At 50.7% G+C, this 15,538-nt stretch carries 15 protein-coding genes; 7 read left to right on the forward strand and 8 right to left on the reverse strand.

From position 1 onward, the window contains the following. The 6 genes from AAF564_19860 to AAF564_19885 form a co-directional block, all read left to right on the forward strand. Positions 1–352: cyclic nucleotide-binding domain-containing protein (locus AAF564_19860; GenBank protein ID MEM8487816.1), on the forward strand; the 352-nt coding region annotated here is incomplete at its 5' end. Between the two features lie 29 nt (positions 353–381). Then, positions 382–1,572: an aminotransferase class V-fold PLP-dependent enzyme gene (locus AAF564_19865; protein MEM8487817.1), complete on the forward strand. Its 1,191-nt coding sequence runs from the start codon at positions 382–384 to the stop codon at positions 1,570–1,572. Positions 1,573–1,653: 81 nt separating this feature from the next. After that, a complete protein-coding gene (locus tag AAF564_19870; GenBank protein MEM8487818.1) occupies positions 1,654–2,307 on the forward strand; it encodes an outer membrane lipoprotein carrier protein LolA in 654 nt (217 codons plus the stop codon). Between the two features lie 96 nt (positions 2,308–2,403). Continuing rightward, the gene (locus AAF564_19875; protein ID MEM8487819.1) at positions 2,404–3,468 is read left to right on the forward strand and encodes a lysylphosphatidylglycerol synthase transmembrane domain-containing protein; all 1,065 of its coding nucleotides are present in this window, start codon (positions 2,404–2,406) and stop codon (positions 3,466–3,468) included. Beyond that, on the forward strand, positions 3,465–6,089 hold the full coding sequence (locus AAF564_19880; protein MEM8487820.1) for a M1 family aminopeptidase: 2,625 nt from the start codon (positions 3,465–3,467) through the stop codon (positions 6,087–6,089). The genes AAF564_19875 and AAF564_19880 overlap by 4 nt, the downstream gene beginning before the upstream one ends. A gap of 211 nt (positions 6,090–6,300) precedes the next feature. Then, entirely contained in the window at positions 6,301–6,561 is a 261-nt protein-coding gene (locus AAF564_19885; GenBank protein ID MEM8487821.1) for a hypothetical protein, read from the forward strand. A 21-nt stretch (positions 6,562–6,582) separates the two neighbouring features. On the opposite strand, the gene rlmB is transcribed toward AAF564_19885, so the two are convergent. From rlmB to obgE, 8 genes are all read right to left on the reverse strand, one after another. Further along, positions 6,583–7,338 (reverse strand): 23S rRNA (guanosine(2251)-2'-O)-methyltransferase RlmB, encoded by a 756-nt coding sequence (rlmB, locus tag AAF564_19890; protein MEM8487822.1) that lies wholly within the window; start codon positions 7,336–7,338, stop codon positions 6,583–6,585. Then, complete coding sequence (locus AAF564_19895) at positions 7,316–8,299, reverse strand: prolipoprotein diacylglyceryl transferase family protein (GenBank protein MEM8487823.1); 984 nt, start codon at positions 8,297–8,299, stop codon at positions 7,316–7,318. The genes rlmB and AAF564_19895 overlap by 23 nt, the downstream gene beginning before the upstream one ends. Positions 8,300–8,314: 15 nt before the next feature. Next, entirely contained in the window at positions 8,315–9,616 is a 1,302-nt protein-coding gene (gene hisS, locus AAF564_19900; protein ID MEM8487824.1) for a histidine--tRNA ligase, read from the reverse strand. Further along, positions 9,613–10,095, reverse strand: coding sequence for a PTS sugar transporter subunit IIA (locus AAF564_19905; protein ID MEM8487825.1), 483 nt, complete (start codon positions 10,093–10,095; stop codon positions 9,613–9,615). Before AAF564_19905 ends, hisS begins: the two co-directional genes overlap by 4 nt. A 180-nt stretch (positions 10,096–10,275) precedes the next feature. Beyond that, complete coding sequence (locus tag AAF564_19910; protein ID MEM8487826.1) at positions 10,276–11,355, reverse strand: RluA family pseudouridine synthase; 1,080 nt, start codon at positions 11,353–11,355, stop codon at positions 10,276–10,278. Between the two features lie 32 nt (positions 11,356–11,387). Then, positions 11,388–12,530 (reverse strand): aminotransferase class V-fold PLP-dependent enzyme, encoded by a 1,143-nt coding sequence (locus AAF564_19915; protein ID MEM8487827.1) that lies wholly within the window; start codon positions 12,528–12,530, stop codon positions 11,388–11,390. Between the two features lie 84 nt (positions 12,531–12,614). After that, the gene (gene dprA, locus AAF564_19920; protein ID MEM8487828.1) at positions 12,615–13,748 is read right to left on the reverse strand and encodes a DNA-processing protein DprA; all 1,134 of its coding nucleotides are present in this window, start codon (positions 13,746–13,748) and stop codon (positions 12,615–12,617) included. Positions 13,749–13,807: 59 nt separating this feature from the next. After that, positions 13,808–14,815, reverse strand: coding sequence for a GTPase ObgE (obgE, locus tag AAF564_19925; protein MEM8487829.1), 1,008 nt, complete (start codon positions 14,813–14,815; stop codon positions 13,808–13,810). A 124-nt stretch (positions 14,816–14,939) separates the two neighbouring features. On the opposite strand from obgE, the gene rnhA reads away from it, so the two are divergent. Next, the gene (gene rnhA / locus AAF564_19930) at positions 14,940–15,383 is read left to right on the forward strand and encodes a ribonuclease HI (GenBank protein ID MEM8487830.1); all 444 of its coding nucleotides are present in this window, start codon (positions 14,940–14,942) and stop codon (positions 15,381–15,383) included. Positions 15,384–15,538 lie beyond the last annotated feature (155 nt).

Below are 15,538 nucleotides of genomic sequence, written 5' to 3' on the forward strand. Positions count from 1 at the left end.
AGAGTTTATCCTCGAAATTGCGCAGCAGTTACGCGAGAGGATTGTGGCGCCCAACGAGTGCATCTTTAAAGCAGGTGACTTTGGTAAAGAAGTCTTTTTTATCGCGCATGGGACCGTAAATATCTGGGACCAATCAGAGGAAAAAGTTCTCAACACCCTGGGCAAGGGTAATTTTTTTGGGGAAATTGCGTTATTCAAAGACCTGCCGCGCACAGCTACGGCCCGTGCAAATACATATTGCGACCTCTACATTCTAAATCAGCACGCGTTTGAAGAGGTATTTGAAGGTTACCCGGAAATAGTTAAGCGAATTCAATTGAAAGCAGAACAAAGGAGCCAGAGATTACTGTAAGAAGCCTCCGATCAGCCAACCCCAAAACCATGTTAGCCTGTCAGAAAGCTTTATTTTCTTTACCCAACGACGCGCATTACCTGAACTGTGCGTATATGTCACCTTTAACCAAACAGGTTGAAGCTGCAGGTATTGCCGGCATTCAAGGCAAACGCATGCCCGCAGACATCAAGCCAGCTGATTTTTTTGAGACGGTGGAGGCCACCAAGGCCGTCTTTGGCAAGCTTATTAATGCCCCGTCAGATGCGATTGCTGTCATTGGCTCAGCTTCCTATGGCATCGCTACAGTAGCCAACAACGTCAGCTTGCGGCCCGGGCAATCCATTGTAATGGCCGGCGAGCAATTCCCGAGCAATGTGTATGCCTGGATGCGCAAAGCCGAAGCCACCGGCGCGGTCATTCGGGCCATACAAGCACCAACAGACTTTAACAACCGCGGCGCTTTATGGAATGAAGCCATCCTGGACGCTATCACTTCGGATACAGCGGTCGTCTCGATGGCCCATGTGCATTGGGCAGATGGCACCTTATTTGACCTTGAGGCCATTGGCGCCCGGGCACGCGAAGTTGGTGCGGCATTTATCATCGACGGCACGCAATCAATTGGTGCTTTGCCTTTTGATGTTACAGCACTAAAACCCGACGCCCTCATTTGCGCCGGTTACAAGTGGCTTATGGGGCCATACAGTATCGGACTGGCATATTACGGCCCACGCTTTTCGGCCGGTATCCCGATCGAGGAAAACTGGATCACCCGGGAAGGCAGTGAAAAGTTTGGCGGCCTCGTGGCCTACACAAACAACTACCAACCCGGAGCTACCCGATTTGACGTGGGAGAAAAAAGCAACTTCATCCTGCTACCAATGCTGCATCAGGCCCTGCGCCACTTGCAAGACTGGGGCATCGAAAACATCCAGCAATATTGTGCAGATCTGACTAAATCGTTCTGCAAGGAAATCAAAACACTGGGCTTCGCAGTAGAATCGCCCCGCTGGAGAGCGCACCACCTTTTTGGGATTCGCGTTCGAGAAGATCTATCGATGGAACGACTGATGAGCGCAATAAACAACGCCAACATCAGTGTTTCAACGCGTGGAACGGCCATTCGGATTTCGCCGAATGTGTACAACGACGCCGCTGACCTAGACGCGCTTCTCCGGGTGATCAAACAAACGATCCAACAGGAAGCCGGACAGCGTACTTCGCTAAGCATGCCGTAAGCAGCTTGGGGTTCAGGCATATGATTTGACTTAATAGTTCATCATATGACAAACCATCCATTTTATGCTCGCCAACACGTAATGAGACATTTAATACATAAAGCTTCGTTTATCGCGCTGTTCATCATTGTAGCTTTTACTGGACAGCAACCGCTATTTGCGCAAAGTGAGGCAGAACTGATCGGCCGGCTCCGCGCAAAGTACGACCAGGTAGACTTACTCAAGGCAGATTTTACGCAAACCATCACTTCTCCGTTTGGTGATGTACTGCCCCAAAACCAGGGCTCCCTTATCCTGGAAGGCAACCGTTATCGCGTCGAAACCGATATCCAGACCTTTGTTACAGATGGGGAAACAACCTGGATTTATGACGAAACCGAAAAGCAGGTACTTATCAACGATTATGTTGATGACGAAACCACCTTCTCGATAAGCAGCTTCCTGGATAATTTTCACGACGACTACGAGGTACTGAACAGTAGCCTGAACTATCTGAATGGTACCAGGCACCATGAACTGCAACTACGCGCTGGCTCAGATGAAACCTTCTTCAAAGAAGTTACCCTCTGGGTGAGAGATACCGATCATGTGATTACGCGCTTGCGTGTATTAGACGTGAATGACGCAGTTCTGGAGTTCAATCTCGACGAAATCGAACTAAATCCAGCCATAGAAGGCAACCCGTTTAACTTTGTACCACCAGCAGATGCCGAAGTCATCGACCTGCGATACTAAAGTCGGCGATACCGTTTGTATCGCACACAGTATCTCTGCCTGCATGTCTGACTGCTGGCGGACGCAACGGCGTTTGCTTTGTAAACAGAGGACTACGTGACAGGCCAGATAAAGAAGATAGCAGCATACGCAGTTAGTATTGCCCTTGGCCTATTCCTTCTCTATCTGGCTTTGCAGGGGGTCGAACTGGATGCGCTCAAGGCCTCCATTGCGAGTGCCTCTTTTATCTGGATTGTACCAATCGTTGCAGCCATTCTGATCAGCCATGCCCTGCGCGCCTGGCGCTGGCAGATTCTGCTGGAAGCATTGCCCGATCGACAACGGAAGCGCGAGCTTTCCAGTGTTCCGTTTCGCTCCGCATTTCTTTCGCTGATTATCGGCTATTTCGCAAACCTGTTGATTCCGCGCATTGGCGAATTTGCCCGCTCCGCAAGCCTTTCGCGCGAGCAAGGCATCCGGTTCAGCGGCGTATTCGGGACGGTTGTTGTCGAGCGCGTAGTTGACATGGCCGTGCTTGTTATCGGGATATTTAGCCTGAGTGTGCTTTTCTACGACCAATTCCTGTTTATCCAGGATCGCATTTTCTCTCCCCTGGTTTCTATGGCCAGCCAGATTCCTATTGCTTGGACCGCAGCCGGCCTAACCGGATTTGGCGCACTCGGCTATGTGGCATTCCGGACAATCAAGACCAGTCAGTCTGATAAACTGCTGCAAATTCGGAGGCGGCTGGTTTCCATATTGAATTCGTTTCGCGACGGCATGCTAACGTTGCTAAAGGCACCTCGGCGTGGTGCGCTGGTCCTGAGCACCGTACTGATGTGGTTCACCTACACCCTTATGGCCTACCTGACGTTTGTGATGCTAGACATGCACACCACATTCGAACTTGGGTGGGATGGTGCCTGGTCGATCATGATATTTGGAGCAATAGGGTTTGCCGTTCCTGCCCCGGGCGGCACAGGCTCTTTTCACTATATTACCAAACTTGCACTGGTCAATCTATATTTTGTCGACGAAACTATGGCTGTGACCTATGCAATCATTTCGCATGGATTACATGTGATCGTCTATACCGTTGCCGGTGTGCTGGCGCTCTTCCTCCAGGGAACCAGCTTACAAAAACTGCGCAACGCCAATATGGACAAAGATACAACACCATGAAACGCGTTTGTAAACTGAAATACCGCCCTGCGCATTTATTGGCAATCGTGCTGTTTCTCTTTCACGGGGTCTTGCCGCTATACGCACAGTCACAATTACGTGCTTCTGTAACGTCTCTGATTACTGAAAAGACACTACAAGAAACACTGCCGGCTATCGCATCTGCGCGGGACGACTCCCTGATCCAACATCCTATTTTCTCAGCACCGCTACACGAGCCCATTACATCAGGATTTGATCAGGAGCACATTCGGCTTGCCTTACGATTTGAACCAGAAGCAGGTCGAATTTTTGGCGTCGCCAAGCTACGTATTCGACCCAGTATCGATTCGCTTAATACGCTGCGCCTTGCAGCAGATGGTATTGAAGTTTATGGTGTTCAGGTAGGTGTACTCGACTCGCTCAAAATTGACGCACCATATGCGGACACGGCGGATGGCCTGCTGGATGTGCAGCTCGACTCCCTGCAGGTTCGGGGCGTCCCATTCGAGATTCAAATTACGTACAGGGCCAACCCGAAGGCCGGCATGTACTTTCGTGATGTCAACAAAGCTGATACGTCGCACCAGGTGCATATCTGGACTGACGGCACCAACAAGGGCAACAGTTACTGGATTCCACTGCTCAACAACCCGACAGACAGGTTAACTTCGGAAATTATTGCCACGCTACCACCAGCGCTCGATGTTCTGTCCAATGGGCGTAAAACCGAACAAATGGAAACGGATGATGGCATGTCGCTTTTCCATTTTGTACAAGATCAATCCCACAACCCCGCAGATATAGGCCTCTACGTCGGACGGTTTCAGAAAGCCACGCAGACCATTCGACTAAAAAATGGCTTTTCCGTGGGCATTGAACACTGGACCGCAGCTGATCAGGCAGAGGCAGCTGCTACTTCCCTGCAGGAAATACCAGACATCTTGTTCTTCCTGTCAGACAAACTGGACTTCACCTACCCCTGGCCAGGATATACGCAACTCATTTTTAAAGATGAGTATTTACCAGACCTGAGCTATACCGGGTTTACCGTATTCAACGATCGGATACTCGTTGATGAGCGTGCGCAACTCGACCAGGCTAACACATTACAACTGGCAACAAACCTAGCCAAACAGTGGTATGGTCACCTGATTAGTATCGATCACTGGTCAGATGTCTGGCTCACAGAAAGTCTCTCCTCGTTTCTGGGTTTGATGTTCTTAAAATCGACGCAGGGAGATGCGACATACTACAGCCACCTGCATCAGCTGGCCGGCGCGTACTTCGATGAGGCAGCATCCTATCAGCGCCCGCTGGTTTGGAATCAGTGGTACACAAAAGAAAACTTGCTCGACAACCACACACACGCTAAAGGCGTATGGTTTTTTCATGCCTTGATGTCCACTATGGGCGAGGAGCAGTTTTGGGAATTCCTGCAATCATTCACGCGTACGCAGGCATTTCAGACGACCAACACAGACAAGCTACTAAATACGCTAACCCAGGCAAGTGGCGAACCTTTTGATGCATTTTTCGATCACTGGCTTTACAGCGCGGGACACCCAGCTATCGATCTTAATTACCAATATGACCTTGTATCGGAAAGCCTGTATGTATCTGTAGAACAGTTGCAGGAAGGCTATCTAGTGCCTCCTGTGTTCCAGTTGGACGTGCCAATAGAAACGTATTCGCTGGCCGGCCCAACACGGACGCCGCTGCAGATTACAGATCGCGACCAGCTCTTTTCGTTACCCCTTACGATACAGCCGCGATACGTCCAGCTAGATCCCGACAACACCTTGCTCTCGAACATCAGCGTGACGCAATCTGCCAATGCCTGGGTCTCACAGCTTCGCTATGCATCACACCCGTTGAGTCAGCTTACAGCTGTGCAAGCACTTGAAGCTTATGCAGATGACCCTGCGCTGTTTATAGGACTCCAAAGCGCGCTGAAGTCGCGCCCTATTCCAATCGTACGTGCAGCGATCATCAAGTTGATCGCCAAACTCCCTCCTTCAGATGCAACCAAAAGAACACTGCTTGAGACTTACGATGCGGATGACTCACCGCTCGTAAAGCAAGCTGTGCTGACAGGCTTAGAAAAATTCGAAGACAAAGCCGACTTGACCATCCTTGCCATGGAGGCTGCACAGGCGGCGACCAGCTACCACTTACAGGCCCAGGCCGTCATGAGTCTGATTAAAATACAGGCGCCCAATGCGGAGGATCTCCTGCAATCTGCGCTCATAACGCCCTCCTACAAAGATCTCATTCGGCAAGCAGCCCTTCGATCCGTCCAGTACACGGCAATGAATACGCGGGACCGCGTGAAACTGGCGACAGATTTCAGCCGGCCTAGTCACGCTGTTGAAGTCCGGTTTGCAGCCATGGAAATTCTTGCCGAACTTGCTGCACTCGAGAACAAACGCTCCCGTTCAGCCTTGCTCGATTTACTTGACGACAACCAGGTTTTAGTCCGTAAAAGGGCAGCAAAACTCATCGGCACACTGGGCCAACCCGACGATCTCAAATCCCTCGAAAAACGACTAAACAAAGAGTTTAACCCCTTTGTTATAGATACACTTAAAGATGCAATAAGGGCCCTTTCCCCTGCTTCAGAAGCTACAGCATCCATGTAGCACCACCACACACCCTTCACAGCTTCTTCTTTTAAGCAAAGCGCTTCGAACTATTCGCGCTCAGATAGTTACGGTTCGCCTTCAGTCCTCTACAACTCGGGCGAATTAAGTGGGTTGTTTTTTATGTATCCGTTACGATTGTAATGCGCTAATCCAGGCGGGGATGGTCGCTATCTTTTAGTAAGTGAAGTAAAAGATCAAGGTACGCTACATGTTCTTCAACGGAGAAACCCAGCTAGATAACCCCCTTGCAGACCTCATACCTGATGAGGTCTATCAGATGTTAGAGCATCACAGCCTTTTAAGTGAGAAAGGAATCCGGGATTACCACATACGGATGAAGTTCAAAAACCTCAGAGCCAATGAAGTGCCTGCTTGTGATGCAATTGAGCAACTCCGTGAGGAGTATCCCTATTTGCAGTTTGATACCGTGCGTAAAATTGTTTACAAGTTGAACGGCCGAAAATCATAAGTACACACGATTCCAAATCGCTTATGTGGCCGGGGTCTGCTTACATTCAGCAGCTTTAAAAACGAGAAGCGCCGTAGCAACTGATACATTTAAGGACTCCATTGGCCCATACATTGGAATAGACACAACTGTGTCACAGGCCTTTTTTACGTCCGGTCGCATGCCTTTAGACTCGCTCCCCATAACAACTACAACGGGTTGATCCCAGTCGTACGCGCCAAAAGCCACCTCTCCGCTTGCGTCTGCACCTACAACCCAGTACCCCCGTTCCTTTAGTTGTACCAGCGTGTCTGACAGTTTCTTGACGCGCGCGATAGGAATACGCAGTGCAGCACCGGCACTTGTTTTCAAAGTTGCTTCGTTCAATTGTGCCATGTGACGCGTTGGAATAATCACGCCGGCCACGCCCGCTGCCAGCGCACTACGCAGGATTGCTCCAAAATTATGTGGGTCTTCGATGCCGTCAAGCATCAACAACGTCGGTTTTTTAGCCCGCACATCGTCTAACGTGGGGGCAATACTACTCAGTAGATCATCTACATCCTGGAAAGCAACAGGCGCCATCGTTGCAATTACGCCCTGATGGTTGGCGTTTGGTGCGAGCCGGTTCAACTTTGCTTCAGGCACAAACTGAAATGGGATGGTTTGTCCCGAAGCCAATCGACGAATAACGTCTATATCTTCCCCCCTGGCTGCCTTATTGATCAGCACCTTGTCTATTTGGCTACTGGCTTCGAGTGCTTCCCTGACGGGTTTACGACCCAATATGAGCGCCATCTGTTGGGGCTTCGCTTTTTTGGTCAATCCTTTTTTTACTCGTTTTGATGACACCGATCAAGCCTGTAAGAAAAATCAAACTTGCGATAATTTCTGCCTGCGTCACATCCATACCAAACAGATCAAAGACATTGTTTACGCGAAGTTTCTCTATCAGAAACCGTTCAACACCATTGAACATCAGGTAAACAAAAAACAGCCAGCCACTCACAAACGGATGTTTGCGGAGGCTCCAAAGTATTGCAAAAATAACGAGGGCTGCAAAAAACTCATAGATGGGTGTAGGATACACAGGTGCAGCGGATAGATCGCGGCCCAAAATGTTGCTCGGATAGGTCTCTGCCCAGAGCCAATCGGGCATCCAGGACGGCTGTAGCGCGAGATTCGCGGCAATTCCCCAATCTCCATCGCCAGCAAGATGGCAACCCATACGGCCAATTCCATAAGCAATCATCAAACCGGGCGCCAGTGAGTCTGCAAAGACGGGTACAGAAAGATCTTTTTTTCGCAGATACCAAATCACAGAAATTGTACCGACCAGCAATCCCCCATAGAACGTAAACCCACCTGATGAGAAGAGCATCCCGAGCGGGTCAGCGGCAAATTTGTCAAGGTTTTCCAGGGCATGAAATATTTTTGCTCCGGCGAACCCAGAAACCAGCGCAACAATGGTCACAGTCCAAACGGCATAAGATGGTGATACTGTAACAAGTTTCCGCCCTGCTCGTCGTTGCCCGCCTCTACTTTTGCCACCTTTCTTACCAGCCTCCTTCTTGGTCATTTCGGCCGGCATCTTGACACCATTAATTAGGCCGGCTCTGTAGTAGCGATCAAGCTCTTTACCGAGCAACCATGCCGCGACCATGGCTCCCAATGCCACCATGGCGCCAAAAGAGTAAATGGGTAACGGCAACTCTATGCCAAGAAAATCTTTAAAAAGATCACTCAGGTAGGGGTACATATGATGAAATCAGATTCAGTGTGATGACTGGGTGTTAATGTAGTGGCTCACCTGGTCGAGCGCAATTTCTTGCTGCTCACCAACTTCCATGCTTTTGATGTTAGCTTTACCGGAATCTAGCTCATTTTCGCCTACGATCACAACAAAACGGGCTTGAAGTCTGTTGGCGTCGCGCATTTGAGCTTTTAAAGAGCGTCCGCTCAAGTCAAAGGCAACGCGCATCCCTTCTTTCCTCAGTTGCTGTGCGGTCTCAATCGCCCACGCTGATGCTTTGTCTCCCAGGCCGACGAGGTAAACATCTGGCCCGGGTGTAGACGGAATCTCACAGTTTGCTGCATCCAGTGCGATGAGCAAGCGCTCTATGCCGGCAGCAAACCCCACAGCCGGCACGCCTTTCTTCCCGCCGATATCTTTCGCCAGCAAATCATACCGACCGCCGCCAGCAAGCGCACTCTGCGCGCCCAGATCATCGCTTTCCAGTTCAAATGCTGTTCTTGTGTAGTAGTCCAGTCCTCGCACCAGGAACGGATCTTCGACGTAGGCGACATCAAGTCCTCCTAGCAAAGACTTGACGGTCTCGTAATGCGAAAGGCTGTCTTCATCAACAAAATCCATCAGCATGGGCGCTGCCTCAAGCAGGGCCCGCTCTTTTTTATCTTTGGTATCCAGAATCCGAAGCGGATTTTGTGCAAGGCGTTTCTGGCTAATTTCGCTCAAATCTGATGCGTGCGGCGTTAGGTAGTCTCGCAGGGCTTGCTTGTACTTGGGCCGGCTCGTTTCATCACCAAGCGAGTTGATGCGCAGGCGTATGTTGCCCAGCCCAAAAGCTTTGTAAATTGCAGTCATCACCCCGATCACTTCAGCGTCAGCCAGGGCATTATCGGCCCCAATCACTTCACAGCCAAACTGGTGAAACTGCCGGTAGCGCCCTTTCTGCGGCCGTTCAGCACGAAAACATGGGCCAATATAGAATAACTTTTGCACGCCACCTTGCTGTCCGAGGTGGTGCTGGAGGTAGGCACGCATCACTGGCGCAGTTACTTCAGGACGCAGGACATAGTTTGTTTCTTCGCGTGAAAAGGCAAACATCTCTTTTGAAACAATATCCGTCAGCTGCCCCACACCCCGCGCAATCAGTTCTGTGGGCTCCAGAATTGGCGTACGTATTTCGTGGAAATCATACCTGGCAAAGACTGCCCTGATGGTTGAGGTGACGAAGTCCCAGGCAGCAATGTCGTGGCTATGCGCACCATCAGAACCGGATGGCTTGGGCAGGATATCGAATGTGCCTGTGATGTTCTTCAGTATTCTACTCATGTAAGACTCAACTCTCCTTCTTGGAATATCTTCAAAACCTCTTCCGCTCGCTGGGCTTTCAACAAACGATCACGGAAGCCGGCATCGTTCATCAGACGGGAAACCCTGCTCAACAGTTTGATATGTTGCGATTTGGCTCGTTCCGTGCTCACCATCATGAATAGCATTCGTACAGGCAAGCCGTCAATGGCGTCGTAGGCAACAGGCTCAGCGGTGGTAGCAAACGCAGCTACAATGCCATCTACAGAAGACGTTTTGGCATGTGGCAAAGCCAGCCCATTCCCTACGCCGGTGGACATCATTGATTCGCGTTTCATAATGGCCGCACGCATGCCGTCAAAATCAGCAATGTCGGGGTGATCTTCGAGCAAATCGACCAACCGATTGAGTACTTCCTCTTTCGATTCGCCTGGCATCTGCACGCATACCGCGCCATCCTGCAACAAATCGTGGATACCCATCATGTTTGCTGTAACCATACCACCACCTCTCTTTCAAAGCCAGAACCATAACCTGACCGTAAAACGCGCTTTACGGCCGGCTACGAAATACGAATTACATCCATTGAAGTTCGGCCTTAACCTGCCTTCAGCGCTACCGGATTCGAGGAAGATTTGATTAAGGTACAGTGGGCAGTAGCCCTTTCAACGCCATCACACCTACATGACGTCGGATTCTACCTCGCGTAGCCGCTTCTCAACGGCATGCATATCATCGGGCAGCGGAGAGGTAAAATCAACCTCTTCGCCGGTATGCGGGTGTTTGAACCCCAGCGTCAAGGCATGGAGGGCCTGACGGGGCATCATTTTAAATATATTGGCAAAGAAAGCACGCCGGCGAGCAATTTGGGGACCGTACTTGACGAGTTTACCTCCATACGTTTCATCCCCAAGAATCGGGTGACCAAGATTTGCTGCATGTACACGGATTTGATGTGTACGCCCCGTTTCCAACCTGAAATGCACCTTTGAGATATACCCAAATCGGTCTACCACTTCGTAATTGGTAATTGCATGCTTCCCTTTGGTTGGCGACACTACAGCCATCTTTCGCCTGTCACGGGTATCTCGCCCAATATTGGCTTCAATCCGGCCAACTGTTTCGTCGGGTGCACCCCATACAAAGGATACATATTGGCGGCGAGTTGTCCGATTGGCAAACTGCCTGGAAATCGCCCCATGGGTTTCATTGTCTTTTGCAATCACCAACAAACCCGACGTGTCTTTATCCAATCGGTGAACAATCCCCGGGCGCACATCTATCTGCTCCGCCGACTGTGGTTTTGCATTGACGGTAGACAGACCAATAGCATCTGGCTGCGTTATTGTATCCGGATCGAACGTGTAAGCCGTCTGGCCCAGGTAGTACAAAAGCGCATTGACCAGGGTGCCGGTTCGGTTGCCATATGCAGGGTGTACAACCATGCCCGGAGGCTTGTTTACAATAAGGAGGTACTTATCCTCATATACTATATTAACCGGAATGTCTTCAGGCGCCGCTTCAATGGGCGGTGGCCGCTCCAGCGTGCATTCGATAACGTCGTTGGCGAGCACTTTGGTTGATGGCTTCTTAACCACAACCTCATTGATTTTCACGCGCCCTTCCTTCATGCCCTTTTGCACTTTCGAGCGGGTCACGTTGGCCAGGAACCGAGTGATGTATTGATCAACGCGTTGGTCCTCGGCATAGCCTGCGGGCACGTTCAGCGTGATGATGGTTTCAATTTTATCCGGTTCCATTAATCGCTTTCTTCCGGGTTAGGCAGAGCACGTTAGACCGGGTACTGGGCAAGAAGTTTTTCCAATGCACGAAGCACCTGTTCAACTTCTGCTGACGTATTGTAATAGGTTGGCGAAAACCGCAAGAGGCCGTTACGAACAGCTATATGAATCCCTAGTTGCTTCAACGCCTCATAGACCGTATCAGCATCAGGGTGCCTGGCAGCCACAATACCAGCGTGGTGCTGCGCAGAGGATTCACCATATAACGTAAAGCCAAGTGTTTTCAAGCCGTGTTGCAGCAGCCGCATATGATGCAAGACCTGGGCTTCACACCACGCCGGCCCCGCATCTAAATAAAACCCCAGTGCAGCATCCAGCGCTGCAATGCCGGTTGCGTTTTGTGTGCCAAGTCGAAAACGACGGGCATCGTCGTAAAACGAAAGCTCGTAATCGATAAGGTGCTCCCAGTCAATGGGCCCATGCAGCCAGCCGGCCCTTGGCCTGAGCTGCTCCAGCAAAGGTTGCGCAGCGTACACCAACCCGATCCCCTGCATGGCCATGAGCCATTTGTGCCCACCAGTTGCAAGGAAATCAATATGACTGGATTCGACATTTATTTCTAACGCACCTAGCCCCTGAATTGCATCGACGCAGAACAATACATCGTGCGCCTTGCAGAGCCGGCCCAACGTGTCAAGATCAGCCTTGAAGCCGGAGAGAAACTGCACCCAACTCACTGAAAGGAGGCGCGTTTTTGGTGTTATACAGGCTGCTACATCTTCCAGCGTAAACGTGCCTTCATGGTGTGGAATAAAACGAACCTGTACGCCTTTACTTTGCAGCTGCATAAACGGGTAAACGTTGGCAGGAAACTCACAGCCAGGAATCAGAATTTCGTCACCGGCTTCCCACGCAAGGCCGTGCGCCAGTATGTTGAGGCCGGCTGATGTATTCGGCACAAACTCTACCTGTGAAGCCTCAGTATGCAAGACGGCTGCAGCTTTGTCCTTCACACTGTCGATCACCGGCAGGAAATCAAAATAATTCTCAATATTGGTTAAATGCCGTTCCTCAACCAGCGCATCGATAGCAGCTCTCACATGGCTACCAATGGGAGACAGTGCCGCGTGATTCATATAAACAAGGCCGTCTGTATGCGGGAAGGCGTGCCTGACTTTTGTGATGTCCATCATCTTCGGGTTGTTTTGCGCCGCAATGTACGGCCTATGTATTGCCCGATACAAGCCAGAGCAGCGGGAATATTACTGGTGGGAATGTCAGCAGCGGTAGAACTGCTTACCGGCAAGCTGGCGAACAAACCCTTTAAACTCCAGGCTCAGCAGGTACACCAGGGCTGTTGATACGTCAACCGCTGCTGCATCACAGAGTGCATCGATATGTCTTGGCTCTTCACCCAACAAATCGTATAACCGACGCTCTATCCCCTGTAGCTGCGCAGCGTTGTCGATTGCAGTCTTTTTTCGTACATCCTGACCATTGCTGCTTACCGCCTCTGAAACCACGCCCAATTCGTCAAGCACATCATCAACAGAATGCACCAGTTTGGCCTGACCGCCAGCAATGAGCCCATGGCACCCAGCTGCAGTCTGGCTAAAAATTGAACCAGGCACAGCAAAGACCTCTCGATTTTGCTCCAGCGCCATGCGCGCTGTAATTAAGGCGCCCCCTTTTTCAAATGCTTCAACAACAAGGGTGCCCAGCGACAACCCGCTGATGATGCGGTTACGCTTGGGGAAGTTTGCTGCATCTGGTTTTGCGCGCAACGGCAACTCCGATACAAGCGCACCTTGCAATACCAGTTGACGCGCAATTTCCATGTGTTTTGCCGGATAAATGCGATCAATACCTGAGCCAAGTACGGCCACAGAACACCCGCCGGCTTCTAAGGCAGCGCTATGGGCAGCGCCATCAATACCGTAGGCGAGCCCACTCAAAATCACAAACCCCCGGGAAGCCAGTTCTTTTGCAAAATGGGTTGCGGCGCGCAGTCCGTATGCGGATGGCCGACGGGTGCCCACAATTGCCACAGCAGGTTTGTCAAGCACACTGGCATCACCACGCATCCACAGAAAGGCCGGCGGGTCATAAATCGTATGGAGCAACCGGGGATATCTATCATCCCAGAACGGCAACAGCAAAGCTTCTGCCCGGCCGGCCCAACGAAATTGCTCGTCAACAGCGGGATACTGATTGAACTGAACAATTGCTTTTGCCAGGCCAGGCCCAATCCCTTTTACTTCAAGGAGAGTATGGAAAGACGCGTTGAGCACATCTTGCGCAGTACCAAAGTATGCAACCAATTGTCTTATTTTCCCGGCGCCAACACCGGGGACCATCGACAACGCTAACAAAGCGCGGCGATCCGCGCCATCCGTTTCTCCTAAACCCATCCTGTTGCTACGCACCTAAATTCGTCAGAATAACAGGGCAGCTTTGCAGGAAGCTTCTATTATCGCGCCCGTTCTTTCTCTAGACGTTCCCAGAGGGTATTGCGTAACCTGTCGAGCCCCATTTGTGCAACAGAACTGATAGGCAGCATTTCAACAGGCTCTTCCATGCCGTCTTCGATGAGTTGCACCAGCACTTCCAGATCTTCTGGTGGCATGAGATCTATTTTTGACAACGCGATGATGCGCGGCTTACTCGCAAGGCGTTCATTAAATGCTTCAAGTTCTTTTTTCAGCACCTGGTAAGAGCCGATCGGATCAGGATCCGTAACGGGGATAACAAACAGCAATACCGCATTGCGCTCGATGTGTTTGAGAAATTGAATGCCAAGCCCCTTCCCCTTGTGTGCACCTTCAATAATGCCGGGAATATCTGCCATGACAAATGACTGGTAGTTTGCTACTTGAACAACACCCAGATTGGGCACAAGCGTTGTAAACGGGTAATCAGCTACTTTGGGCTTTGCAGCAGAAATCGCAGAAATCAACGTGCTTTTGCCGGCATTCGGAAACCCAACCAGCCCCACATCTGCAAGCAGTTTTAATTCGAGGATGATGTTACGCTCCTCATTGTCCTCACCGGGCTGCGAGAACTTGGGCGCTTGTCGCACAGAAGACTTAAAAAAGGCATTCCCTTTACCACCGCGCCCTCCTTTGACGAGCACAACTTCCTGCCCGTGCTCTCCCACTTCACCCAGCACCTCATTTGTATCACGGTCTTTTGCGATTGTCCCAATTGGCACACGCAAGATGATATCGTCTCCATCTGCCCCCGTCATGTCTCGGGAGCCACCAGATTTCCCGGGGCCGGCAAAGTGGTGCCGGTTGTACCGTAGGTCCAGCAAGGTATAGAGTTGCTTGTCGCCATGCAGGATGACAGAGCCGCCCTTCCCTCCATCACCGCCATCTGGTCCGCCGTGTGGATTGTACTTCTCACGGCGAAATGACACACAGCCACCGCCTCCCTTGCCACTGCGCACCAAAATGGTCACGTAATCCACAAACTTCATTTCTATTTCCTCAGGAGATCCTAGCGATCAGTTAGACGTAGTATGGTGATTCTATCAAGCGCCGGCATCGTTGGCCGGCTTCCCTGAATGTAAGGATTAAGACAGGTTCTCCCGGCAAAATCCCATGAAGAACGTCATTATTTACACAGATGGTTCCTGCAGCGGCAACCCGGGTCCCGGAGGCTGGGCTGCTTTGCTGATCTTTGGCGAGCATAAAAAGGAATGCATGGGTGCTGAAGCTGAGACAACCAACAACCGCATGGAGCTTCGCGCCGCCCTCGAAGGCATGTTATCCCTCAACGAAGCGTGCCGTATAAAACTGCACACCGACAGCGCTTATTTGTGCAATGCGTTCACGCAAGGCTGGATCAAAAAGTGGCAAAAAAATGGCTGGCGCACCGCAAGCAAAAAACCAGTTGAGAACCAGGACCTCTGGCAAAAACTGATTGTGCAGAACAACCGCCACGACGTTACATGGGTTAAAGTAAAAGGACACGCAGACGACGAATTCAACAACCTTGTGGATGGCATGGCTGTCGCTGTGAGAAAGGAAAAGTTTGGGGTATAGGGTTATTTAGGTGTTTTTGTGTGGTCGTTTTTTCGTGGGGTCGTTTGATTAAGATCTGCAACCACGAAAACCCGATATCACGAAAACCCGATATCACGAAAACCCGATATCACGAAAACCCGATATCACGAAAACCCGATATCACGAAAACCCGA

Source organism: Bacteroidota bacterium (genome assembly GCA_039111535.1).
Taxonomy (GTDB): domain Bacteria; phylum Bacteroidota; class Rhodothermia; order Rhodothermales; family JAHQVL01; genus JBCCIM01.

Coding starts and splice junctions, on each gene's coding strand:
- AAF564_19865 (MEM8487817.1), top strand. CDS start 382: ATGTTAGCCTGTCAGAAAGCTTTATTTTCTTTACCCAACGACGCGCAT.
- AAF564_19870 (MEM8487818.1), top strand. CDS start 1,654: ATGAGACATTTAATACATAAAGCTTCGTTTATCGCGCTGTTCATCATT.
- AAF564_19880 (MEM8487820.1), top strand. CDS start 3,465: ATGAAACGCGTTTGTAAACTGAAATACCGCCCTGCGCATTTATTGGCA.
- AAF564_19885 (MEM8487821.1), top strand. CDS start 6,301: ATGTTCTTCAACGGAGAAACCCAGCTAGATAACCCCCTTGCAGACCTC.
- rlmB (MEM8487822.1), bottom strand. CDS start 7,338: ATGGCGCTCATATTGGGTCGTAAACCCGTCAGGGAAGCACTCGAAGCC.
- AAF564_19895 (MEM8487823.1), bottom strand. CDS start 8,299: ATGTACCCCTACCTGAGTGATCTTTTTAAAGATTTTCTTGGCATAGAG.
- hisS (MEM8487824.1), bottom strand. CDS start 9,616: ATGAGTAGAATACTGAAGAACATCACAGGCACATTCGATATCCTGCCC.
- AAF564_19905 (MEM8487825.1), bottom strand. CDS start 10,095: ATGGTTACAGCAAACATGATGGGTATCCACGATTTGTTGCAGGATGGC.
- AAF564_19910 (MEM8487826.1), bottom strand. CDS start 11,355: ATGGAACCGGATAAAATTGAAACCATCATCACGCTGAACGTGCCCGCA.
- AAF564_19915 (MEM8487827.1), bottom strand. CDS start 12,530: ATGATGGACATCACAAAAGTCAGGCACGCCTTCCCGCATACAGACGGC.
- dprA (MEM8487828.1), bottom strand. CDS start 13,748: ATGGGTTTAGGAGAAACGGATGGCGCGGATCGCCGCGCTTTGTTAGCG.
- obgE (MEM8487829.1), bottom strand. CDS start 14,815: ATGAAGTTTGTGGATTACGTGACCATTTTGGTGCGCAGTGGCAAGGGA.
- rnhA (MEM8487830.1), top strand. CDS start 14,940: ATGAAGAACGTCATTATTTACACAGATGGTTCCTGCAGCGGCAACCCG.